21 protein-coding genes, 1 pseudogene and 1 riboswitch are annotated in these 22,336 nt (G+C 63.1%); of the genes and pseudogenes, 12 read left to right on the plus strand and 10 right to left on the minus strand.

Translation table 11 applies throughout. The features are described from left to right. Positions 1-2: 2 nt before the first annotated feature. The 4 genes from sctS to ACZ5BO_RS32755 all read left to right on the plus strand — a co-directional run bounded on the left by sctS (position 3) and on the right by ACZ5BO_RS32755 (position 3,543). A complete protein-coding gene (sctS, locus tag ACZ5BO_RS32740) occupies positions 3-269 on the plus strand; it encodes a type III secretion system export apparatus subunit SctS (protein WP_025131081.1) in 267 nt (88 codons plus the stop codon). Then, positions 266-1,054 (plus strand): type III secretion system export apparatus subunit SctT, encoded by a 789-nt coding sequence (sctT, locus tag ACZ5BO_RS32745; protein WP_025131080.1) that lies wholly within the window; start codon positions 266-268, stop codon positions 1,052-1,054. Before sctS ends, sctT begins: the two co-directional genes overlap by 4 nt. Then, positions 1,051-2,109 carry a type III secretion system export apparatus subunit SctU gene (gene sctU, locus ACZ5BO_RS32750; protein WP_464697506.1) on the plus strand — a complete coding sequence of 353 codons (1,059 nt, stop codon included), beginning with the start codon at positions 1,051-1,053 and terminating at the stop codon, positions 2,107-2,109. The genes sctT and sctU overlap by 4 nt, the downstream gene beginning before the upstream one ends. 168 nt (positions 2,110-2,277) lie before the next feature. Next, complete coding sequence (locus ACZ5BO_RS32755; protein ID WP_464697507.1) at positions 2,278-3,543, plus strand: cation:proton antiporter; 1,266 nt, start codon at positions 2,278-2,280, stop codon at positions 3,541-3,543. Here ACZ5BO_RS32755 and ACZ5BO_RS32760 read toward each other — a convergent pair whose 3' ends face one another. Both ACZ5BO_RS32760 and ACZ5BO_RS32765 read right to left on the minus strand, forming a co-directional pair. Continuing rightward, complete coding sequence (locus tag ACZ5BO_RS32760) at positions 3,544-4,431, minus strand: formate/nitrite transporter family protein (RefSeq protein ID WP_025131077.1); 888 nt, start codon at positions 4,429-4,431, stop codon at positions 3,544-3,546. It lies immediately after the preceding gene. A gap of 122 nt (positions 4,432-4,553) precedes the next feature. Further along, positions 4,554-4,958 carry an acyl-CoA thioesterase gene (locus ACZ5BO_RS32765; RefSeq protein WP_025131076.1) on the minus strand — a complete coding sequence of 135 codons (405 nt, stop codon included), beginning with the start codon at positions 4,956-4,958 and terminating at the stop codon, positions 4,554-4,556. A 200-nt stretch (positions 4,959-5,158) separates the two neighbouring features. Continuing rightward, positions 5,159-5,265: riboswitch (S-adenosyl-L-homocysteine riboswitch) on the plus strand. Between the two features lie 23 nt (positions 5,266-5,288). On the opposite strand from ACZ5BO_RS32765, the gene ahcY reads away from it, so the two are divergent. The 4 genes and pseudogenes from ahcY (at position 5,289) to ACZ5BO_RS32785 (ending at position 10,758) form a co-directional block, all read left to right on the plus strand. Next, entirely contained in the window at positions 5,289-6,698 is a 1,410-nt protein-coding gene (gene ahcY, locus ACZ5BO_RS32770) for an adenosylhomocysteinase (RefSeq protein ID WP_025131075.1), read from the plus strand. A 187-nt stretch (positions 6,699-6,885) separates the two neighbouring features. After that, entirely contained in the window at positions 6,886-7,731 is an 846-nt protein-coding gene (metF, locus tag ACZ5BO_RS32775) for a methylenetetrahydrofolate reductase [NAD(P)H] (RefSeq protein WP_025131074.1), read from the plus strand. A 120-nt stretch (positions 7,732-7,851) separates the two neighbouring features. After that, positions 7,852-8,668: pseudogene (locus ACZ5BO_RS32780) on the plus strand (substrate-binding periplasmic protein). Between the two features lie 224 nt (positions 8,669-8,892). Further along, positions 8,893-10,758 carry a DEAD/DEAH box helicase gene (locus ACZ5BO_RS32785; protein WP_464697508.1) on the plus strand — a complete coding sequence of 622 codons (1,866 nt, stop codon included), beginning with the start codon at positions 8,893-8,895 and terminating at the stop codon, positions 10,756-10,758. 181 nt (positions 10,759-10,939) lie between these two features. On the opposite strand, the gene ACZ5BO_RS32790 is transcribed toward ACZ5BO_RS32785, so the two are convergent. Both ACZ5BO_RS32790 and ACZ5BO_RS32795 read right to left on the minus strand, forming a co-directional pair. After that, positions 10,940-11,536, minus strand: a complete 597-nt coding sequence (locus tag ACZ5BO_RS32790) for a YceI family protein (protein ID WP_025131072.1) — start codon at positions 11,534-11,536, stop codon at positions 10,940-10,942. 32 nt (positions 11,537-11,568) lie between these two features. Further along, entirely contained in the window at positions 11,569-12,120 is a 552-nt protein-coding gene (locus ACZ5BO_RS32795) for a cytochrome b (RefSeq protein WP_025131071.1), read from the minus strand. A 319-nt stretch (positions 12,121-12,439) separates the two neighbouring features. Between ACZ5BO_RS32795 and ACZ5BO_RS32800 the strand changes: the two genes are divergently transcribed. Both ACZ5BO_RS32800 and ACZ5BO_RS32805 read left to right on the plus strand, forming a co-directional pair. After that, positions 12,440-13,846 (plus strand): adenosylmethionine--8-amino-7-oxononanoate transaminase, encoded by a 1,407-nt coding sequence (locus ACZ5BO_RS32800; RefSeq protein ID WP_464697509.1) that lies wholly within the window; start codon positions 12,440-12,442, stop codon positions 13,844-13,846. 175 nt (positions 13,847-14,021) lie between these two features. Continuing rightward, positions 14,022-14,741, plus strand: coding sequence for a 16S rRNA (uracil(1498)-N(3))-methyltransferase (locus ACZ5BO_RS32805; protein ID WP_025131069.1), 720 nt, complete (start codon positions 14,022-14,024; stop codon positions 14,739-14,741). A gap of 533 nt (positions 14,742-15,274) precedes the next feature. On the opposite strand, the gene ACZ5BO_RS32810 is transcribed toward ACZ5BO_RS32805, so the two are convergent. The 3 genes from ACZ5BO_RS32810 to ACZ5BO_RS32820 are packed head-to-tail and all read right to left on the minus strand — an operon-like array spanning position 15,275 to position 17,820. Then, positions 15,275-16,177 carry a transporter substrate-binding domain-containing protein gene (locus ACZ5BO_RS32810; RefSeq protein WP_464697510.1) on the minus strand — a complete coding sequence of 301 codons (903 nt, stop codon included), beginning with the start codon at positions 16,175-16,177 and terminating at the stop codon, positions 15,275-15,277. Positions 16,178-16,206: 29 nt separating this feature from the next. Next, on the minus strand, positions 16,207-16,557 hold the full coding sequence (locus ACZ5BO_RS32815) for a RidA family protein (protein WP_025131067.1): 351 nt from the start codon (positions 16,555-16,557) through the stop codon (positions 16,207-16,209). A gap of 21 nt (positions 16,558-16,578) precedes the next feature. Continuing rightward, the gene (locus ACZ5BO_RS32820; RefSeq protein ID WP_464697511.1) at positions 16,579-17,820 is read right to left on the minus strand and encodes a D-amino acid dehydrogenase; all 1,242 of its coding nucleotides are present in this window, start codon (positions 17,818-17,820) and stop codon (positions 16,579-16,581) included. A 106-nt stretch (positions 17,821-17,926) separates the two neighbouring features. On the opposite strand from ACZ5BO_RS32820, the gene ACZ5BO_RS32825 reads away from it, so the two are divergent. Then, entirely contained in the window at positions 17,927-18,832 is a 906-nt protein-coding gene (locus tag ACZ5BO_RS32825; RefSeq protein ID WP_025131065.1) for a LysR family transcriptional regulator, read from the plus strand. Positions 18,833-19,115: 283 nt separating this feature from the next. Here ACZ5BO_RS32825 and trhA read toward each other — a convergent pair whose 3' ends face one another. Then, positions 19,116-19,733, minus strand: a complete 618-nt coding sequence (gene trhA / locus ACZ5BO_RS32830) for a PAQR family membrane homeostasis protein TrhA (protein ID WP_025131064.1) — start codon at positions 19,731-19,733, stop codon at positions 19,116-19,118. A gap of 154 nt (positions 19,734-19,887) precedes the next feature. On the opposite strand from trhA, the gene ACZ5BO_RS32835 reads away from it, so the two are divergent. Further along, positions 19,888-20,823 (plus strand): LysR family transcriptional regulator, encoded by a 936-nt coding sequence (locus ACZ5BO_RS32835; protein ID WP_464697512.1) that lies wholly within the window; start codon positions 19,888-19,890, stop codon positions 20,821-20,823. Positions 20,824-21,136: 313 nt separating this feature from the next. Here ACZ5BO_RS32835 and madM read toward each other — a convergent pair whose 3' ends face one another. Continuing rightward, on the minus strand, positions 21,137-21,901 hold the full coding sequence (gene madM / locus ACZ5BO_RS32840) for a malonate transporter subunit MadM (protein WP_025131062.1): 765 nt from the start codon (positions 21,899-21,901) through the stop codon (positions 21,137-21,139). Position 21,902: 1 nt separating this feature from the next. Then, positions 21,903-22,319, minus strand: a complete 417-nt coding sequence (madL, locus tag ACZ5BO_RS32845; protein WP_025131061.1) for a malonate transporter subunit MadL — start codon at positions 22,317-22,319, stop codon at positions 21,903-21,905. Positions 22,320-22,336: the final 17 nt, after the last annotated feature.

Here is a 22,336-nt window from a genome sequence, read left to right on the forward strand (position 1 = left end):
AGGTGAACAACGCCGAGATCCTTCATTTCACCAGTCAGGGTTTGTGGCTGGTACTGATTCTGTCGATGCCCACCGTACTCATGGCCGCTGCCGTCGGCACACTGGTGTCGCTGCTGCAGGCGCTGACCCAAATCCAGGAGCAAACGCTGGGGTTCGTCGCCAAACTGATTGCCGTGGTCATCACCCTGTTTGTCACGGCTGGCTGGATGGGAAATGAACTCTATGCCTTTGCCGAGCTGACCCTGCTGAAAATTCCTCTCGTGCGATGAGCATTCAGGACCTGCAAGAGCTTCTGCTGGCCTATACCCTGCTGCTGCCCAGAATCATCAGCTGTTTTGTGGTCATGCCGATTCTCAGCAAACAAATGCTCGGTGGCGGCCTGGTGCGCAATGGCGTGGCCTGTTCGCTGGCGCTGTTCGCCTACCCGACCATCGCCGGTACGTTGCCGGTAACGCTCGACGGCATAGACCTGGCAATGCTGATCGGCAAAGAAGTGTTGCTCGGCCTGCTGATCGGCTTTGTCGTGACAATCCCGTTCTGGGCCATCGAGGCCACCGGTTTCATCATCGACAACCAGCGCGGCGCCTCCATTGCCTCGACACTCAACCCGACACTTGGCAGCCAGACCAGCCCTACCGGCCTGTTGCTGACACAAACCCTGATCACCCTGTTTTTCACCGGAGGCGCGTTCCTGGCATTGATCGGCGCGCTGTACCAGAGCTACGTCAGTTGGCCGGTCGCAACCTTCTTCCCCTACATCGGTAGCCAGTGGGTGGACTTTTTCTACGGTCAGTTCGGACAACTGCTGCGCCTATGCCTGTTGCTGGCCGCGCCCCTGCTGATAGCCATGTTCCTGGCCGAATTCGGTCTGGCCCTGATCAGCCGCTTCGCCCCGTCGTTGAACGTGTTCATCCTCTCCATGCCGATCAAAAGTATCGTCGCCAGCCTGCTGCTGGTGCTGTACCTGAACGTGTTGATGGACCACGCCTATGACAGCCTGCTGATCGCCATCGACCCGCTGCGCCAACTGCGCCCGGTATTGGAGACACCATGAGCGCGGAGAAAACCGAACAACCCACACCGAAGAAGCTTCGCGATGCCCGGACCAAAGGCCAGGTCGTCAAAAGCCGGGAAGTGGTGTCCACCGCCCTGATCCTTGCATTGATCGCCACACTCATGGGGTTTTCCGAGTACTACATGGAGCACCTCGGGCAATTGATGCTGATGCCCGAGGCGTATCTGAACCTGCCTTTCCGGCTGGCCTTGCAGTTGATGGTGGAGAACCTGTTCCAGGAGATGATCTACCTCTGCCTGCCGCTGTTGGTCGTCGCGGCCGTGGTGGTGATCGCGGCACATCTGGCGCAGTACGGTTTTCTGCTCAGCAGTGAATCGATCATGCCCGATCTGCAAAAGATCAACCCGGTGGAAGGCGCCAAGAAGATCATCTCGATCCGCAGCCTGGTGGACTTTCTCAAGTCGCTGTTCAAGGTCGCATTGCTCTCGGTGTTGGTGTGGACGATTCTGGCCGACAACATCAATGCCCTGGTTCGCCTGCCTGGCTGTGGCCTGAGCTGTGTCGCACCGGTGATCGGCCAGCTGCTGGGGCAACTGCTGTTGGTCTGCGGTGTCGGATTCATCGTGATCTCGGCGCTCGACTACGCCTTCGAGCGTTACCAGCACACCAAGCAATTGCGCATGAGCAAGGACGAAGTCAAACGCGAATACAAAGAGATGGAAGGCAGCCCGGAGATCAAAAGCAAACGGCGCCAGTTTCACCAGGAGCTGCAGTCGAGCAACCTGCGTGCCGACGTCAAGCGCTCCTCAGTGATCATTGCCAACCCCACCCACATCGCCGTGGGTATTCGCTACGTGAAGGGTGAGACGCCGCTGCCGGTCGTCACCTTGAAACATACCGACGCACTGGCCCTGCAGGTGCGGCGGATTGCCGAGGAAGAAGGCATCCCGGTGTTGCACCGCGTGCCGCTGGCCCGGGCGCTGTATCAGGACGGTCATGTCGACCAGTACATCCCCGCCGACCTGATTCAGACCACGGCCGAAGTGTTGCGCTGGCTCGACAGCCAGCAACAGGCATCACCACCGGAGCTGTAACATCCCTGCGGTTTTTTTCACGCCAAGCGGTAACGGCGTGTCAATCCTGCGGTCAACGCAGACGGAGACTAAAGCCTCGCTGGATGTATCTCCTGTGGAAAACCACGCATCAAAGTCATGCCCGACACGTCGGGCAGTCTTCTCACGCACCCCTCCAAAGGACCCCGGATGCTTGAACTTGTCGCTGCCTTTATCTGCCTGACGACCCTGCTGACCTACGTCAACTTCCGCTTTATCGGCCTGCCGCCGACCATCGGCGTGATGGTGACCGCCCTGCTGTTTTCCTTGCTGCTGCAAGGCTTGAGCTACCTGGGCTTTCCCGGGCTCGAGGAGCATGTCGAGGAATTGATCGGCAAGATCGACTTCGGCGATCTGCTGATGAACTGGATGCTGTCGTTCCTGCTCTTCGCTGGCGCCCTGCACGTCAACCTCAATGACCTGCGCAGCTATCGCTGGCCCATCGGGCTGTTGGCCACGGTGGGCGTGCTGATCGCCACCTTCGTGATTGGCAGCCTGGCCTACTGGATCTTCGGCCTGTTCGGCTGGCAGGTGAGCTTCCTCTATTGCCTGCTGTTCGGTGCACTGATTTCCCCCACCGACCCGATTGCGGTACTGGGCGTGCTGCGGACCGCCAATGCCTCCAAGCCGTTGAAAACCACGATCGTCGGCGAGTCGCTGTTCAATGACGGCACTGCGGTGGTGGTGTTCACCGTATTGCTGGGCATTGCCCAGTTGGGCGAGACCCCGACCCTGGGCGCCACCGCCTGGCTGTTCGTCCACGAAGCCATTGGCGGCGTGCTGTTCGGCGCGCTGATCGGCTACCTGGTGTACCTGATGATCAAGAGCATCGAGCAGCACCAGATCGAAGTGATGCTGACTCTGGCCCTGGTGATCGGCGGCTCGGCGATGGCCAGTGAACTGCATGTGTCAGCCCCGATCGCCATGGTGGTGGCCGGCCTGATCATCGGCAACCTGGGGCGCAACCTGGCGATGAACGAGATGACCCGGCGCTACCTGGATGGTTTCTGGGAATTGCTCGACGACATGCTCAACGCCCTGCTGTTCGCGCTGATCGGCCTGGAGCTGTTGCTGCTGCCATTCAACTGGCTGCACCTGGCAGCCGCCAGCCTGTTGGCGGCGGCCATCGTGCTTTCGCGCCTGCTCACCGTGGCCCCGGCGATTCTCCTGCTGCGGCGCTGGCGCAGCGTTCCCCGGGGCACCATCCGCGTACTGACCTGGGGCGGCCTGCGCGGCGGCGTGTCGGTGGCCCTGGCCCTGGCGCTGCCCCTGGGACCGGAGCGCGACCTGGTGCTGAGCATCACCTACATCGTGGTGTTGTCATCGATCCTGCTGCAGGGCCTGAGCATCGGCAAGCTGGTACGCCACGTCACCAGCGATGCGCCGGTGACCAAGGCCGAAACCGAGGCGCACTGATCATTTCTTGATCCGGCGTGGATCGGGCACTGCTGCCCGGTCCGCATCCCGGTTCGACCTGCCACTCTCACTGCGCACCTGGGCATGACTGATCAGGGCGAAGATGAAACTGCCACCGATGATGTTTCCTGCCAGGGTCGGCCCGGCGAATACCCAGCAGAAATCCCGCCACGTCAGCTCGCCGGCAAATACCAGGTAGGACACCTCCGCCGAACCCACCACGATATGGGTGAAGTCCCCCAGCGCCATCAGGTAGGTAATGAGGATAATGATCCACAGCTTGGCGCTTTCCATGGAGGGGATCATCCACACCATGGTGGCGATCATCCAACCGGAGATGATGCCCTTGGAGAACATCTGCGCACGGTCGTTCTCCATCACCTTGCGGCCAATTTCCAGGAAGGCCTGATCGGTCCTGCTGTCGAATATCGGCAAGTGCAGCATCACGTAGGCCACCAACAGGGTGCCGCACAGATTGCCCACCAGCACCACGCCCCACAGGCGCAGCAAACGCCCGGCGTTGCCCCACGTCGGCTTGCTCATCACTGGCAGTACCGCGGTCAGGGTGTTTTCCGTGAACAATTGCTGGCGCGCGAGAATCACCGCCAGAAAGCCCGCGCAATAACCGAAACTGGCGATCACCTTGAAGGCCTCGCCATCGGGCAGGCGCGAGTTGAGCAGGCCCATGCCCATCAGGGACAGGCCCATGGTCAGGCCCGCCGCCAGGGCCGACCACCACAGAGCGGCGACACTGCGTTCGAGTTCCTGATCGCCCTGGGTGCGGATGATTTCATGCAGGACCGCCGCGCGAGGCGGCTGGTTGTGTTCAACCTCATGCCGCTCTTTCGCGGAGAGGTCGGGGGTCTTGCCGTCTTCTTGAGTGTCCATGGGACTCCTGAAACCCGTGGGTCATGTAGCTACGACACACAGGTTGCAGGGCTGTTCAGTGCTTACCCGGGTTTAGCCGTTACTGGCGCCAGGCGGCTCCGGCAACCGACCATGCAGGTCACTCACTCGGCGGGCTCGTCTTCCTTGAACTGGTCCTTCACGTATTTGATCTCGGTCCGCCCGTGAGGCGCTGGCAAACCGTCTTCACCCAGGTTGACGAAGACCATTTTCTCCACCGTGAGAATGGACTTGCGGGTGATCTTGTTGCGCACTTCGCAGGTCAGGGTGATGGAAGTGCGACCGAACTCGGTGGCGGTGATGCCCAGTTCGATGATGTCGCCCTGGCGTGAGGCGCTGACGAAGTTGATTTCGGAAATGTACTTGGTGACCACCCGCTGGTTGCCCAGCTGGACAATCGCGTAGATCGCCGCCTCTTCGTCGATCCAGCGCAACAGGCTGCCGCCGAACAGCGTGCCGTTGGGGTTGAGGTCTTCGGGTTTTACCCACTTGCGGGTGTGGAAATTCATATTCACTCCTGACCGTCCTGCCGATTGATGCGCGACATGATGGCAGACCGGCCGGTCAGCCTCCATGCACCATCGACTATGGTCGCTATTAATGAACTTCATGCAGTCGACATAAACACTTTTGGAAGTGTGGCTCAGGCGGCTATAATCGCCACCGATTCAAAAACGGTCATCTGTACTGGATACCGTTTTCCCGCCACCTGTCCGAGGGGCGCTGCAGCAGGCCTGGCCTGTCAGGCTCGGATGGGGCGTTGATTGATCGTGATGACGCGATCGGTCACTAAACGCACAACGGCGCCCATTCGCATACATTACGAATGGAGGCTCTTCATGAGCGCTGTCAACACGCCTGCAGATTTCAACGACTACAAAGTCGCCGACATGTCCCTGGCCGCCTGGGGCCGTCGCGAAACCATCATCGCCGAATCGGAAATGCCGGCCCTGATGGGTCTGCGCCGCAAGTACGCTGGTGAGCAGCCACTCAAGGGGGCAAAAATCCTCGGCTGCATCCACATGACCATCCAGACCGCCGTGCTGATCGAAACCCTGGTTGCCCTGGGTGCCGAAGTGCGCTGGTCGTCCTGCAACATTTTCTCCACCCAGGACCAGGCCGCTGCCTCCATCGCCGCTGCCGGCATTCCTGTGTTCGCCTGGAAAGGCGAGACCGAAGCCGAATACGAGTGGTGCCTGGAGCAGACCATCCTCAAGGATGGCCAGCCTTGGGATGCCAACATGATCCTCGACGACGGCGGCGACCTGACCGAACTGCTGCACAAGAAATACCCGGCGGTACTGGAGCGCGTTCACGGCGTGACCGAAGAAACCACCACCGGCGTGCACCGCCTGCAGGACATGCTGGCCAAGGGCGAACTGAAGATCCCGGCCATCAACGTCAACGACTCGGTGACCAAGAGCAAGAACGACAACAAGTACGGCTGCCGTCACAGCCTCAACGACGCCATCAAGCGCGGCACCGACCACCTGCTGTCCGGCAAGCAAGCGCTGGTCATCGGCTACGGTGACGTGGGCAAGGGCTCGGCCCAGTCCCTGCGCCAGGAAGGCATGATCGTCAAGGTGTCCGAAGTGGACCCGATCTGCGCCATGCAAGCCTGCATGGATGGCTTTGAACTGGTTTCGCCATTCATCGACGGTATCAACCACGGCACCGAGGCCAGCATCGACAAGGCCCTGCTGGGCAAGATCGACCTGATCGTGACCACCACCGGCAACGTCAATGTTTGTGATGCAAACATGCTCAAGGCCCTGAAAAAGCGCGCCGTGGTCTGCAACATCGGTCACTTCGACAACGAAATCGACACCGCTTTCATGCGCAAGCACTGGGCATGGGAAGAAGTGAAGCCACAGGTGCACAAGATCCATCGCACCGGCCATGGCGATTTCGACCCACAGAACGACGACTACCTGATCCTGCTGGCCGAAGGCCGCCTGGTGAACCTGGGCAACGCCACCGGTCACCCAAGCCGCATCATGGACGGTTCGTTCGCCAACCAGGTCCTGGCCCAGATCTTCCTGTTCGGCCAGAAATACGCCGACCTGTCGCCGGCCCAGAAAGCCGAGCGCCTGACCGTTGAAGTTCTGCCCAAGAAGCTCGACGAAGAAGTGGCCCTGGAAATGGTTCGCGGCTTCGGTGGCGTGGTCACTCAACTGACCAAGCAACAGGCCGACTACATCGGCGTGACCGTCGAAGGCCCATTCAAGCCAGACACCTATCGGTACTAAGAGCAGCTACAAGCCTTGAGCTTCAGGCGGCAAGCCGGGCCACAAGCCCAGCTTGCCGCCTGGGCCTTGGGCTTCGCCCCTATTTGCTTAAACAGTTCCAGGCAGTCAGGTTCAGGCACAAGAGACGAGCGCACCCCCGCTGCTCTTGCAGTTTGCGGCTTGCGGCCTGTAGCTGGAGGTTCCCTCCATGTCCCAAGACCGTCGTTACAGCTTCGAGTTCTTCCCTACCAAGACCGATGCTGGGCATGAAAAACTGCTCGCCACTGCCCGTCAGCTGGCCGGCTACAACCCCGATTTCTTCTCCTGCACCTACGGTGCCGGTGGCTCGACCCGCGATCGTACGGTCAATACCGTGCTGCAGCTGGAGAGCGAAGTGAAAGTCCCTGCCGCACCGCACCTGTCCTGCGTTGGCGACAGCAAGGACGACCTGCGCGGCCTGCTGCAGCAGTACCAGGCGGCCGGCATCAAGCGCATCGTTGCACTGCGTGGCGACCTGCCTTCGGGCATGGGCATGGCCAGCGGTGAGCTGCGCCACGCCAATGATCTGGTGAGCTTCATTCGTGAAGAGACCGGCAGCCATTTCCACATCGAAGTCGCCGCCTACCCGGAAATGCACCCGCAGGCACGCAATTTCGAAGACGACCTGAGCAACTTCGTGCGCAAGGCCAACGCCGGCGCCGACAGTGCGATCACCCAGTACTTCTTCAACGCCGACAGCTACTTCTATTTCGTCGACCGCGTACGGGAAATGGGGGTCAACATCCCGATCGTGCCGGGCATCATGCCGATCACCAACTACAGCAAGCTGGCGCGCTTCTCCGACGCCTGCGGCGCCGAGATCCCACGCTGGATCCGCAAGCAACTGGAAGCCTACGGTGACGATAGCGCCAGCATCCAGGCCTTTGGCGAGCAGGTCATCAGCGAGATGTGCGAGCGTCTGCTGCAGGGCGGCGCGCCCGGGTTGCACTTCTATACCCTGAACCAGGCCGACCCGAGCCTGGCGATCTGGAACAACCTGAAGTTGCCGCGCTAAGGCGCAAAAGCTCCTCAGGCCCCGCTGCAAAGCGGGGCCTTTTTGTTGATGTCAGGCTTGAACTAGAGCGGCTGGAACTGCCCCTAGCAATTGCATGATCTCTCGTCGTAATCTCCAGCCATGTCCGTCATCGCCCAGTTGCTGACAGCCCTTCTCTGCACTTGCCTGAGCCTCGCCGCCCATGGCGAGAAGCTGCGCATTGTCACCGAACCCTGGGCACCTTATGTCTACGAGGAGAATGGCAAGTCCCTGGGGCTCGACTACGAGACCACGGCCATTGTCTTCCAGCGCCTGGGAATAGAGGTGGAATGGCAGTTCCTGCCCTGGAAGCGCTGCCTGGCCATGCTCGAGACCGGCCAGGCCGACGGTGCCCTGGACATTTTCCACAGCGACCAGCGCGACAGCACCCTGCTCTACCCCAGCGAGCCGCTCTCCGAGGTCGAGTTCGTGATGTTCTATGCCAACCAGCGCCCCCATCCGTTCAAACACCTCGATGAACTGAAGGGACTGACCATCGGCACCTCCCCCGGCTACCTGTACAGCGATGACTTCAGCGGCTCGACCCTGTTCAACCGCGAGCCGGCCCCCACTCACGAGGCCAACTTCGGCAAGCTGCTGCTGGGACGGATCGACCTGCTGATCACCGACAAACGGGTTGGCCAGCACCTGCTGGACACCTTGGGCATTCGTGACCAGGTCAGCCAGAACCCCGTGGTCATCAGCCATCAGAGCCAGTACCTGGCGGTGCGACGCAACGCCGGCATGGACCTGCTGGTGCAGCGCTTCGGCGCCGAACTCAAGCGTTTCAAGCGCGAGCCGGCCTACGCCGAACTCAGCGCCAAGTACGGTGCGGAGCCGGCCTTGCCCCCGGTCAGGTCCTCATCGACCCGCGAATCAGAAAAAAGCCGTTGAGCAGCAGGAAAGCAGCGCACACTGAATGCTCTGTTATACTCCGGCCTCCCGCCAGGCTCACGCCCGGACGCTGGACCCTGTTCAAGGCATCTCGACCACGCTACGGCGCAGCCAATCCGGCCCGCGCGAGCCTGGGGTCGATGAGTCTTCAGGCCAGCAGGACCGGACGGGATTGCGTCCTCTTAAACGCCATTCACGCCCGGCAAGATTATCCCTTTGGGCCCAGCCCTCACTAAAACAGGATTACTCATGTCCTTTGCTTCCCTCGGTCTCTCCGAGGCTTTAGTCGGTGCCATCGAAGCCGCCGGCTATACCCAGCCTACTCCGGTGCAACAGCGGGCCATTCCCGCCGTGTTGCAAGGTCGCGATCTGATGGTCGCGGCACAGACAGGTACTGGTAAGACCGGCGGCTTCGCCCTGCCGATCCTGGAACGCCTGTTTCCCAATGGTCACCCGGACAAGTCCCAGCGCCATGGCCCACGCCAGCCGCGGGTACTGGTCCTGACCCCGACTCGCGAACTGGCCGCGCAAGTGCATGACAGCTTCAAGCTGTACGCTCGCGACCTGAAGTTCGTCAGCGCCTGTATCTTCGGCGGCGTCGGCATGAACCCGCAGGTGCAGGCCATGGCCCGCGGCGTGGACGTGCTGGTGGCCTGTCCCGGCCGCCTGCTGGACCTGGCCGGCCAAGGCAGCGTCGACCTGTCCCACGTGGAAATCCTGGTGCTCGACGAAGCCGACCGCATGCTCGACATGGGCTTCGTCCATGACGTCAAGAAGGTCCTCGCCCGCCTGCCGGCCAAGCGCCAGAACCTGCTGTTCTCCGCGACCTTCTCCAAGGACATCACGGACCTGGCCGGCAAGCTGCTGCACAATCCCGAGCGCATCGAAGTCACCCCGCCGAACACCACGGTAGAGCGTATCGAGCAACGGGTATTCCGCCTGCCGGCGAGCCACAAGCGCGCCCTGCTGGCACACCTGATCACCGCCGGCGCCTGGGAACAGGTCCTGGTGTTCACCCGTACCAAGCACGGCGCCAACCGCCTGGCCGAGTACCTGGACAAACACGGCCTGAGCGCTGTGGCGATCCACGGCAACAAGAGCCAGAACGCCCGCACCAAGGCCCTGGCCGACTTCAAGGCCGGCGACGTGCGGATCCTGGTGGCCACCGATATCGCCGCCCGCGGCCTGGATATCGACCAACTGCCTCACGTGGTCAACTTCGAGCTGCCCAACGTCGATGAAGACTACGTGCACCGCATCGGCCGTACCGGCCGTGCCGGTCGCTCGGGTGAAGCCATCTCCCTGGTGGCCCCGGATGAAGAGAAGCTGCTCAAGAGCATCGAGCGCATGACCAAGCAGAAAATCGCCGACGGCGACCTGATGGGTTTCGATGCCAGTGCAGTGGAAGCCGAGAAGCCGGAAGTGCGCGAGCGCCCGGATGTACGCAACCCGCGTAATGCTCGTGGCCCTCGTGGCGACGGCCCGAATGGTGGCGGTGGCGGCGGTGGTCGCAAGGACAAGGGCAAGGACAAGGGCGGCAAGGACAAGCCGGCCCGTGGCGAGCGCCCGGCCCGCGAGCACAAACCTCGTGAAGGCACCCCGGCCCGCGAACAGCGCCAGCCAACACCACGTGCCGACCGCGCGCCGGACGAGTTCCTCGACGACGATGTGGACAACTTCGGCAACCGTGCTGACTACGTCAGCCCTTACCAGAACAAGGGCAACCAGGGCCGTGGCCGCCGTCCAGGCGCGCCTGCCCAGGGCGCAGGCGCAGGCAACTCGCCACGTGGCGGCACCGGAGGCGGCCAGGGTCGCTCGGGCAATCCACGCAACAGCAATGGCAGCTCCACCGGCACTGCTCCAGCCAAGCGCAATGGCCCACGCAGTGGTGCCCCGCGTGATGGCCAGGGCCGTCGCGAAGACTCGAGCAACCGCCGACCAAACCGCGATGACAGCTCGCGCCAGGAACCTGCCGTGCAAAACCCACGGGGCAACCAGCCGAAGATCATGCACAAGGAATCCAAGGCCGATCGTTTCCCGACGCCTGAGCAACTGGACCAGTTGCCAAGCCGTCCACGGGGCGAAAAGCCTGCGTTGCTGACACGCAACCGCTGAATCCCGACGCTGAAATGAAAAACGCCCCTGGTTGCAAGACCCGGGGCGTTTTTTTATGGCGGGCCATCCAGGAAGCCTCAGCCAGAATCAACACAGCCTTCATGCACAGGCTGACCCGGCAACAACCGCCACCATGCAAAACGCCGACACAAGGTCGGCGTTTTGTTGAAGCCTGCGAGATTTACTTCGCTTTCACACCTTCGAAGGTGATGTACAGCTCGACGTTGTTGGACGCCGGGCCCAGGTCCATCATCTTGCCGAAATCCTGGCGATTGAAGCTGGTGGTGCCTTCGAAGCCAGCGCGGTAGCCGCCCCATGGATCCTTGCCTTCGCCCAGGAAAGTGGCCTTGACCACGACCGGCTTGGTCACCCCGTGCAGGGTCAGGTCGCCCGCGACGTCGGCGGTCAGCTTGCCGTCGGCGTTCTTGCCGGTGGGCTTGACGCTGGTGGAGACGAACTTGGCGTCGGCAAACTTGCCAGCGTCGAGGAAGTCCTTGCTGGTGATGTGCTTGTCACGTTCGGCGTGGTTGGTGAACACGCTGGCGGTGCGCACATTGACTTCGATCTTGGCGTCTTCAGGCTTGGCCGCGTCGAAGCTGAACTTGCCGTCCAGGTCCTTGAAGGTACCGGTGATGAAGCTGTAGCCCAGGTGGCTGATCTTGAAATCGACGAAGGCGTGCTGGCCTTCCTTGTCGATCACGTAGTCCGCTGCCATCACTTGACCGGCCGTCAACAGGGCAGATCCGATTGCCAGAGCGGCGAGAGTCTTTTTCAACATGCTTTCTATTCCTTTTGAGTCAAGGTTGAACATCAGGCTTTGCGGCCCAGCATACGGGTGAGGGTCGCATCACGATCGATAAAGTGGTGTTTCAGAGCAGCCAGGCCATGAACGCCGGCGAAAATCACCAACGCCCAGGCCAGGTACAGATGCACCACACCTGCTACGTCTGCCTGGTCCGGTAGTCCGGAGACCAGGGCAGGCACTTCAAACAAGCCAAACACCGGAATACCCACGCCATCGGCGGTGGAAATCAGGTAACCGGCAATCATCACCGCAAACAGGCCCAGATAGAGGAATGCATGCCCCAACTTGGCCCCGAGACGGGTCAGAGGTCCATGATTGGCCGGTGCCGGTGGTGGTGGGCTGACAAACCGCCACAGCACCCGCAGCAACATGATCGCAAACAACGTCAGGCCAATGCTTTTATGCAGATCCGGCGCATCTTTGCGCCAGGTGCTGTAGTAGTCCAGACCCACCATCCACAGGCCCAGGGCGAACAGTCCGAACACCGCCAGGGCCACACCCCAGTGCAGAACAATGCTGACCCAGCCATAGCGCGAAGAAGAATTACGTAGCTGCATGAGTTGAATCCTGTAAGAAACGCAGAGCAAGACTAACGATTTACCTATCGAATTAAAGCGGAAAAATTCGCTTTGAAATATCGAGAAATACGATGATGAGTGTGGGACGAGCGCGTTAAGAAAAGATTAAGGCCCCCTGTTTTCTCCCCCTTCCTGGCCAGCCCTTGGTGTCTCGCCCCTCCTTGGACACGTCTTTGCACAGCAAGTGCCGCCATTGAAGCGGCTGCTCCACACAATAGGTTGTCCCACGGCCATGCATTGCATAGGCTTGCCCGATTGTTCGCCCGCGTACCTGGCGGGCCGCCCCAGGAGACTGTACATGAGCCTGAATAACCAGTGGATGCAACGCGATCTCGCGGTGTTGTGGCATCCCTGCACCCAGATGAAAGACCACGAACAACTGCCCCTGATCCCGATCAAGCGCGGTGAAGGCGTCTGGCTGGAAGACTTCGAGGGCAAGCGTTACCTGGACGCGGTCAGTTCCTGGTGGGTCAATGTGTTCGGCCATGCCAACCCACGGATCAACCAGCGCATCAAGGATCAAGTCGACCAGCTCGAACACGTGATCCTCGCCGGCTTCAGCCACCAGCCGGTGATCGAACTGTCCGAGCGCCTGGTGCAGATCACCCCCGAAGGGCTGACTCGCTGCTTCTACGCCGACAACGGTTCGTCATGCATCGAAGTGGCGATGAAGATGAGCTTCCATTACTGGATCAACCGCGGGCAACCGAACAAAAAGCGCTTCGTCACCCTGAGCAACAGCTATCACGGCGAGACCATCGCCGCGATGTCTGTAGGCGACGTGCCGCTGTTCACCGAAACCTACAAGGCCCTGCTGCTGGACACCCTCAAGGTGCCGAGCCCGGACTGCTACCTGCGCCCCGAAGGCATGAGCTGGGAGGAACACTCGCGGAACATGTTCGCCGCCATGGAGCAGACCCTGGCCGAACACCACGACAGCGTCGCTGCCGTCATAGTCGAGCCGCTGATCCAGGGCGCCGGCGGCATGCGCATGTACCACCCGGTGTACCTCAAGCTGCTGCGCGAAGCCTGCGACCGCTACGGCGTGCACCTGATCCACGATGAGATCGCCGTGGGCTTCGGTCGCACCGGCACGATGTTCGCCTGCGAGCAGGCCGGTATCCGCCCGGACTTCCTGTGCCTGTCCAAGGCCCTGACCGGCGGCTACCTGCCCCTGGCCGCGTGCGTGACCACCGATGAGGTCTACAGCGCCTTCTACGACGACTATCCAACCCTGCGGGCCTTCCTCCATTCCCACAGCTACACCGGCAACCCGCTGGCCTGTGCGGCGGCCCTGGCGACCCTGGATATCTTCGAGCAGGACAACGTCATCGAGAACAACCAGGCCCTGTCCCGGCGCATGGCCAGCGCCACCGCGCACCTGGTCGATCACCCCCATGTTGCGGAAGTACGCCAGACCGGCATGGTGCTGGCCATCGAAATGGTCCAGGACAAACCGAGCAAGAGCGCCTACCCATGGCAGGAGCGCCGCGGCCTGAAAGTCTTCCAGCACGCCCTGGAACGCGGCGCCCTGTTGCGCCCCCTGGGCAGTGTGGTGTATTTCCTGCCACCGTATGTGATCACCCCGGAGCAGATCGATTTCCTGGCCGAAGTCGCCAGCGAAGGTATCGATCTTGCCACCCGCGACAAGGTCAGCGTGTCAGTACCCAAGGACTTCCACCCGGGCTTTCGCGATCCGGGCTGAAAGGCTTCGCTCCTTGTGGCGAGGGCGCTTGCTCGCTCTGGACCGCGCTGCGGTCCAGGAACCAGAGGCCTAAGCCATCTCGTGCAAGCGCCCGAGGCATGCACGGACGGCTTCGCCGACGAGCGGGAGCAAGCGCCCCTCGCCACCGACCATTCAGATTCAACAGAGATCCCTGATGAGATTGTCCCGCTTCTTTATCGATGCCCCCCTGAGCCTTGGCGAACACGAGTTGCCGGAGGCCCAGGCCCATTACATCGCCCGCGTGTTGCGCATGGCCGAAGGCGACGCCCTGCAAGTGTTCGACGGCTCGGGGATGGAGTTTCGCGGCACGCTGGTGGAAGCCGGCAAGAAGCGCGTGCGGGTCCGGCTCGATGAGAGCTTTGCCGGCCAGGACGAATCGCCGCTGCAGATCCACCTCGGCCAGGGCCTGTCCCGGGGCGAGCGCATGGACTGGGCGATCCAGAAGGCCACGGAACTGGGGGTTGCCGAGATCACCCCGATCTTCAGCGAGCGCTGTGAAGTCCGGCTCAAGGACGAGCGCGCCGACAAGCGCCTGCTGCATTGGCGCCAGGTGGCCATCAGCGCCTGCGAGCAATGCGGCCGCTCACGAGTGCCGGTGATCCACCCGCCGTTGCTGCTGGCAGACTGGATCAAGCAATCCACGGCCGACCTCAAGCTGGTGCTGCACCCGGTGGCAGCGCCCCTGGAAAGCCATGCCAAGCCCGGGACCCTGGCATTCCTGATCGGCCCGGAAGGCGGCTTGTCCGACGCCGAAGTGGAGCAGGCGCAGGGCGCCGGTTTCCTGCCTGCGCGCCTGGGACCACGGGTGCTGCGTACCGAAACCGCACCGGTGGTGGCCCTGGCGGTGGCGCAGCAACTCTGGGGCGATTTCTGACCCCGCCATTCATCCCTGGGTAGGAGCTGGCTTGCCAGCGCAAGCACCCGCAAGGCATGCGCCCGGCTCGACGGCCTCTTCGCCGGCAAGCCGGCTCCTACACGAGCCCCGCAACACACCGTAGGAGCTGGCTTGCCAGCGAAAGCACCCGCAAGGCATGCGCCCGGCTCAACGGCCTCTTCGCCGGCAAGCCGGCTCCTACACGCCCCCCGCAACGCCCGTAGGAGCTGGCTTGCCAGCGAAAGCACCCGCAAGGCATGCGCCCGGTTCAACGGCCTCTTCGCCGGCAAGCCGGCTCCTACACGCCCCCCGCAACGCCCGTAGGAGCTGGCTTGCCAGCGAAAGCACCCGCAAGGCATGCGCCCGGTTCAACGGCCCCTTCGCCGGCAAGCCGGCTCCTACACGAGCCCCCCGCAACACACCGTAGGAGCTGGCTTGCCAGCGAAAGCAGCCGCAAGGCATGCGCCCGGTTCAACGGCCCCTTCGCCGGCAAGCCGGCTCCTACAGGCAAGCGCCACTTCGCGGTTCGCCGGTTACTCCACCGGATCGCTGGTCGGCTTGGCGATGATCGCCTTCAGCTCGCTGGTCATGGGAAATTCCAGGTTCAGGCCCTTGGGCGGGATCGGCTGCTGGAACCAGCGCTGGTAGATGCCGTTGATCTCCCCGGTGCGATACAGGTCCGCCAGGGTCGCATTGACCAGAGCCAGGAACTGCGGGTCGTCCTTGCGCACCATGCAGCTGTAGATCTCCCGTGACTGCTCTTCCCCCACCACCACCCAGTTGTGCGGGTCCCGCGCCTTGGCCCGCTCGCCATAGAGCAGCGCATCGTCCATGTAGAAGGCCGCCGCACGTCCCGACTGCAGCATCTGGAACGCTTCGCCGTGGTCCTTGGCGCTGATCACGAACATATCGATCTTGTGCTCGACGTTATAGCTCTTGAGGAACCGCTCGTTGGTCGTGCCCGCGGTGGTCACCACGTTTTTGCCCCGCAGGTCGGCGAAGTTCTTGATTCCGCTGTCCTTGGCGGTCAGCAGCTGGCCCTTGACGTAGATGAAGCCATAGGAAAACGCCACCTGCTTCTGCCGCTCGGCTGTCACCCCGGTGGAGCCGCACTCCAGGTCCACGGTGCCGTTCTGCACCAGGGGAATACGGGTCTGGGACGTCACCAGGTTGTACTTCACCGCCAGCTTGGGCAGTTGCAGCTGCTGCTGGATACGCTCCACCACCTTGCCCGCCAGCTCCACGGAATAGCCCATGGGCTTGCCGCTGTGGTCACCCACGTAGGAAAACGGCACCGAAGCATCGCGATAACCCAAGGTAATACTCGCGCTGTTGGCGATCTTCGCCAGGGTGCCGTCCAGCGACGCCTCACCGGCCTGAGCCGTGGCGCCGAACAACAGGCCCAGGGTGCAGCCGAGCAACGTGATCTTATGCATTGTTATTCTCCGTTGTGGGTAAGGGTGATTCAGCGGCGCACCGCAATAACGCTGATTTCGACGAGGATTTCCGGACGCGCCAGGGCGGCCTGCAAAGTGGTGCGGGCCGGCGCCTGCCCCGGGGACAGCCACGCCGACCAGACCTCGTTCATGGCGCCGAAGTCGGCCTGGATATCCTTCAGATAGAGGGTCGCGCTGAGCAGGTGGTCCTTATCGCTGCCGGCCTCGGCCAGCAAGGCGTCGATCTTCTCCAGCACTTCGCGGGTCTGGCCGCTGATATCGCTGCTCGGGCCCGGCACCTGACCGGAAAGAAACACCAGTTCGGCAAAGGTCACGGCACCACTGAGGCGGTTGTTGCTGTGGATACGCTGAATGCTCATCAAGAAACTCCTGTTCAAGGTTCAGGCCACGCGGGGCGTCAGGCCCTGCATGTCGATACTGGTGGAACGCTGGCCGATCAGTTCGCCAAGCAGTTGGCCGCTGCCGCAGGCCAGGGTGAAACCCAGGGCGCCGTGCCCCAGGTTGAGCCACAGGTTGCGGTAGGCGGTGGCACCGATCAGTGGTACGCCGCTGGGGGTGGCCGGGCGCATGCCGGCCCACTCGACCGCGGCCGCGTAGTCACCGGCGTTGGCGAAGCTTTCGGCCGCCTGGCGGCGCATCAGGGCCAGGCGCCCAGGGTCCGGTGCCGGGTCGAAGCCGACAATGTCGACCATGGCCGCGACCCGCAACTGCTGGCCGATGCGGGCGTAGACGATCTTGCGGTTGTAGTCGGTGAGGCTGATCTCCGGCGCCCGGTGCTGCGGGCCGATGGGTACGCTGAGGCTGTAGCCCTTGAGCGGATAGAGCGGCAGGTGCAGTCCCGGCAGGCGCAAGTCGGCGCTGCGATGGCCGGCGGCCAGAACCAGGTGCTCCACCGGCAGTTGGTAATCGCCCAGGTCGATGGCCTGGACCCGGTCACCGGCATGGCGAATGGCCCGGACTCGCTGGCCCAGGAGGATCTCGCAGCGCCCGGAAGCCCGCAGCCGCGCCGCCAACTGCTGGCAGAACCCATGGCAATCGGCGACCTCTTCATCCGCGGTGTAGATGCCACCGACAAACGGCACATCCCCCAGGGCAGGTTCCAGGGCCGCGCATTCAGCGGCCGACAGCACCTGCTGCCGACGGCGGTCCGCCAGGTTGTGCCGGGCATGCTCGAAGCTTGCGCTTTCGCGGAAGGTCACCAGCTTGCCGTTGCGCCGCCAGTCGAAGCCCTGCAGGTGGTCCTCTTCGCGCCAGCCTTGCAAGGTGGCCTGGCTGAGCAGTGCCAGGCGCAGCAGGTGCGCGCCATTGCGCTGGTTCACCGAGCGCCGGCAAGCCCCGAGAAATCCCGCCATCCAGCGCCATTGCGCCGGGTCCAGGCGCGGCCGCAGCTTGAGCGGCGAGTCGCCCTTGAGCATCCACCCCAGCGCCTGCCAGGGCACGCCGGCATCGGCCAGGGGCGCCACGTAGCGATAGGACAGCTGCCCACCATTGGCAAAGCTGGTCTGGCTGCCCAGGGAGTCCTGGGCTTCCACCAGCGTCACCTCGAAACCCTGGCGAACCAGAGCGTAGGCACTGGCCAGGCCGATGACCCCTCCCCCGATGATGCACACCCGCTGACTCATGATTGCCCCTGGCCTGTTGTTGAACGGCTTCAGGTTAGGGGCAGGTGACAGCGGGCGAACAATGAATAAAGATGGACCTCCCATAAACAAAGGTTATGGACCGCCCATGCGCCTGCGCCATATCGAAATCTTCCAGGCCATCCGCCAGACCGGCTCCATCAGCGGTGCCGCGCAGTTGCTGCACGTCTCGCAACCGGCGGTGAGCAAGGTGCTGCAGCACGCCGAGTTGCAACTGGGCTTTGCGCTGTTTCTGCGGGTGCGCGGCAAGCTCCAGGCAACCCCGGAGGCCCTGGAGCTGGAGCGCGAAGTGGACAAGGTCAGTGAAAGCCTGCAAGGAGTCCGGCGCCTGGCCCAGAGCCTGCGCCGGGAGCCGGGTCAGAGCCTGCGCATCGGCGCCACTCCGGCCCTGGCCCTGGCGTTGCTGCCTCCGGCCATCAGCGAATGGACCCGGCGCTACCCGGACAGCCTGTGCGAGCTGTCCAGCGCCCACAGCCGCGAACTGGTGCAGAACCTGCTGATGCGCGAGATCGACCTGGCCCTGACCCTGCAACGCCCGGATCACCCCGGGCTGAGCGGGCAGGCCCTGGCCCAGGGGGTGCTGGTGGCGCTGGCGCCGCTGGACTACTGGCCAGCGGCAACCCGCGGCCAACCCCTGGCGCTGATGGAGTTGGCGGATGCGCCACTGATTGGCCTGAGCAGCGCCGATCCGCTGTCGGCCCGGCTCGACAGCTACCTCAAGTCGGTGGAGCCGGCACCGCGGGTGCACATTGCCGTGCAAACCTATTCCCTGGCCCGGGCCATGGTGGAATCCGGCGCCGGGCTGGCGCTGATCGATCCCTTCACCGCCCTGGGCGCCTCAACGGCCAGCACCGCGATCCGTCCCCTGAGCCCGGCGCTGCCGATCACCCTGTACGCGGTGACCCGCGCCGCCGAACCGCCGCCCCACACCCTGGCCAGCCTGCTGGAGATCTTCGCTCGCCAGGCCCAGGCCCAACTCGACCACCCCTTGTAGGCGCTGGCTTGCCAGCGAAAGCGCCCACAAGCCCGGCGCAAACCCTCAAGGCCCCCTTCGCCGGCAAGCCGGCTCCTACAACAAACCGCAGCATCCCGCCCGTAGGAGCTGGATTGCCAGCGAAGGCGCCCGCAAGCCCGGCGCAAGTCCCAAGGGCCTCTTCGCCGGCAAGCCGGCTCCTACAACAAACCGCAGCATCCCGCCCGTAGGCGCTGGCTTGCCAGCGAAAGCACCCGCAAGCCCGGCGCAAGTCCCGCGGGCCTCTTCGCCGGCAAGCCGGCTCCTACAGGACGTAGAACAGGATGGCGACGAAGTGCAGCAGGCTGCCGGCGATCACGAACAGATGCCAGATGCCGTGGGCATGGCGCAGGCGGCTGTCGAGGGCGAAGAAGATGATGCCCACGGTGTACAGCACCCCGCCCGAGGCCAGCCACGCAAACCCGGCAGGCCCCAGGGCCGCCAACAGCGGCTTGACCGCCACCAGCACGATCCAGCCCATCACCGCATAGATCACGATGGAGAGGATCCGCGCCTCGGAGCGCGGCTTGATCTCCTGGAGAATGCCGATCAGCGCCAGCCCCCAGACAATGCCAAACAGGGTCCAGCCCCAGGGCCCGCGCAGGGTCACCAGGCAGAACGGTGTATAGCTGCCGGCGATCAGCAGGTAGATCGAGAAGTGGTCGACCTTCTGCATGATGTTCTTCGCCCGTCCGCGCACGCTGTGATAGACCGTGGACACGCTGTAGAGCACCAGCAGGGTGAAGGAGTAGATCGCCACGCTGACGATCTTCCACGGGCTGCCGTCGAGGCTGGCCAGCACCACCAGCCAGATGCCGCCGACAAACGCCGCGATGGCCCCCAGCAGGTGGGTCCAGGCGTTGAATCTTTCTCCGTGATACATCGTTCGCTTACCCTGAAAACATGAAAAAACACGCAAGGCTCAGGCCTGCAGCTTGAAAGCGCAATATTTCTATTGGGGCGTGGCCGGTAAAAAACCAGCGGCCACCGGCTGACTCATCGGGCATCATCAGGCCCTCCTCACCAGAGTCCGGACCATGCTCATCGACGAAGAGTTGACCCTGAAAAAGCTCGAAGTGTTTCTGGCCTTCATGCGCACCGGCAATCTGGCCCGCGCCGCCAGTGAGTTGCAGACCAGCAATGTCAGCGTGCACCGGGCCATCCACTCCCTGGAAAACGCCCTCCGCTGCCCGCTGTTCAAGCATGAAGGGCGCAACCTGACCCCGCTGGAAAGTGCCTATGTGCTGGAGGAGCGGGCGCAGAAGCTGGTGCAGGACGTGGTCGAGAGCGTGCGCCTGACCCGGGAAGCCGCGGGCTTCTCTGCAGAACGCTTCAAGCTCGGCGCGCTTTACTCGTTGACGGTGAAAACCGTGCCGCAACTGATCATGGGCCTGAAGCTGCGACGCAGCGAGCTGAACATCGACCTGATCCTGGGCTCCAACATCGACCTGTTGTACAAGCTCAAGAACATGGAAGTAGACGCCATCCTGATTTCCCTGGACGACAGCGTCAACGACCCGGACTGCGAACAGCTGCCGCTGTTCTCCGATGACATTTTCCTCGCCACCCCCGCCGACTCGCCCTTCGCCCAGCAGCACGAGGTGGACCTGGCCGACGTGCGCGACGCCACCTTCATCACCCTGACCCAGGGTTTCGCCACCCACCAGGACGGCGCACGGGTGTTCAAGCAGGCGGGCTTCGAGCCCAAGGTGGCGATGCAGGTCAACGATATCTTCACCCTGTTGAGCATGGTCAGCTCGGGGGTCGGTTATGCGTTGCTGCCGGGAAGGATTGCCGCGGTCTATGAAAACCGCGTGAAGTTGATACCGCTGCAGGCGCGCTATCGCCTGCAGCAGCATATCGGCGTGGTGTTCCTCAAGGCCAAGGAGCGCGACCCGAACCTGCTGGCGCTGTTGGCCGAATGCCGGATGTACGCCAACCGCCAAGCCCCGTCCCGACACCCTCCCCTGTAGGAGCTGGCTTGCCAGCGAAGGCGTCCGCAAGAGCGGTGCACGTCTCAGGGGCCCGTTCGCCGGCAAGCCGGCTCCTACAAAAACACGGCATCTGTGGCTCTACCCTCCTGTGTGGGAGCTGGCTTGCCAGCGAAGGCGTTCGCAAGAGCGGTGCACGTCTCAGGGGCCTGTTCGCCGGCAAGCCGGCTCCTACAAAAGCACGGCATCTGTGGCTCTACCCTCCTGTGTGGGAACTGGCTTGCCAGCGAAGGCGTCCGCAAGAGCGGTGCACGTCTCAGGGGCCTGTTCGCCGGCAAGCCGGCTCCTGCAGGGGTTAGCCCACCAGGCCGCGGACGATGAAGAACAGCAGCGACGGCCCCAACAGGCAACCCAGGCCGGTATGGAAGGTGGCGGTCAAGGCGCCGTAAGGCACCAGCCGCCGGTCGGTGGCTGCCAGGCCTGCGGTCACGCCGCTGACGGTTCCGGCCAGCCCGCCGAAGACCATCGCCGAACGCGGATTGTCCAGGCCCATCCAGCGTGCCGCCATGGGTGTGCCCACCATCACCAGGATGGCCTTGATCAGGCCCGTGGCAATCGACAGGGCCACCACATCGGAACTGGCACCGATGGCCGCACCGGTCACCGGGCCGACGATATAGGTCACGGCCCCCGCGCCAATGGTGGTCATGCTCACCGCATCGCGATAGCCAAAGGCCCAGGCGATGCTCGCACCCACGATAAACGGCAGCACCGTGCCCAGCAGCAGCGCCACTGCGCCGATCATCCCGGCCTTGCGCGCCTCGGTGGCCTGTACCTCAAAGGCCGTGGCGACGATGGCGAAGTCCCGCAGCATGGCCCCGCCCATCAGGCCGATGCCGGAGAACAGCGCCAGGTCCGCCAGGCCCTTCTGCCCGCCGGTCACGGTACCGCCGACCCAGGCCAGCACCAGGCCGATGACGATGGCAATCGCCGAGCCGTGAATCCTGCCGAATGTCAGGCGCCTGGACAGCAGCACCGAGACCCACATGATCGCCCCGACGAAAGCGAACGCCGTGACCAGACCGTTGTGCTCCAGGCCTTTCTCGATCAGATCCCACATCTCAGCGCCCCCCTGCCGGTGCTGCATCGGCGCCCGGCTCCAGCGGCTCGGCCGGCAATGGCTCGCCCTTGTGGGTCCGGCTGATCAGGGCAATGGTGCAACCGCAGAGCAGCACCGAGCCGATGGCGGCCAACACCGCCACGGGTCCGCCGTGCAGGGCGGTGACCACGTTCTGCTGGGCAGCCATGGCCACCACCACCGGGATGTACATGGCACCCCAGAAGCCGACGCCCATCTCGCAATCCTTGGTCATGCCGCCGCGCTTTTGCATCCACAGGCGCGCACAGATCAGCAGGATCATGGCGATGCCGACCCCGCCGACATTGGACTTCACTCCCAGCAACACGCCGAGCATGTCACCGATAATCACGCCCGCCAGGGTACAGATCGCCAGCAAGGCCACACCGTAGATAATCATTGTCGTTGTCCTCAAAG

The sequence above is a fragment of the Pseudomonas sp. FFPRI_1 genome (genome assembly GCF_055384485.1).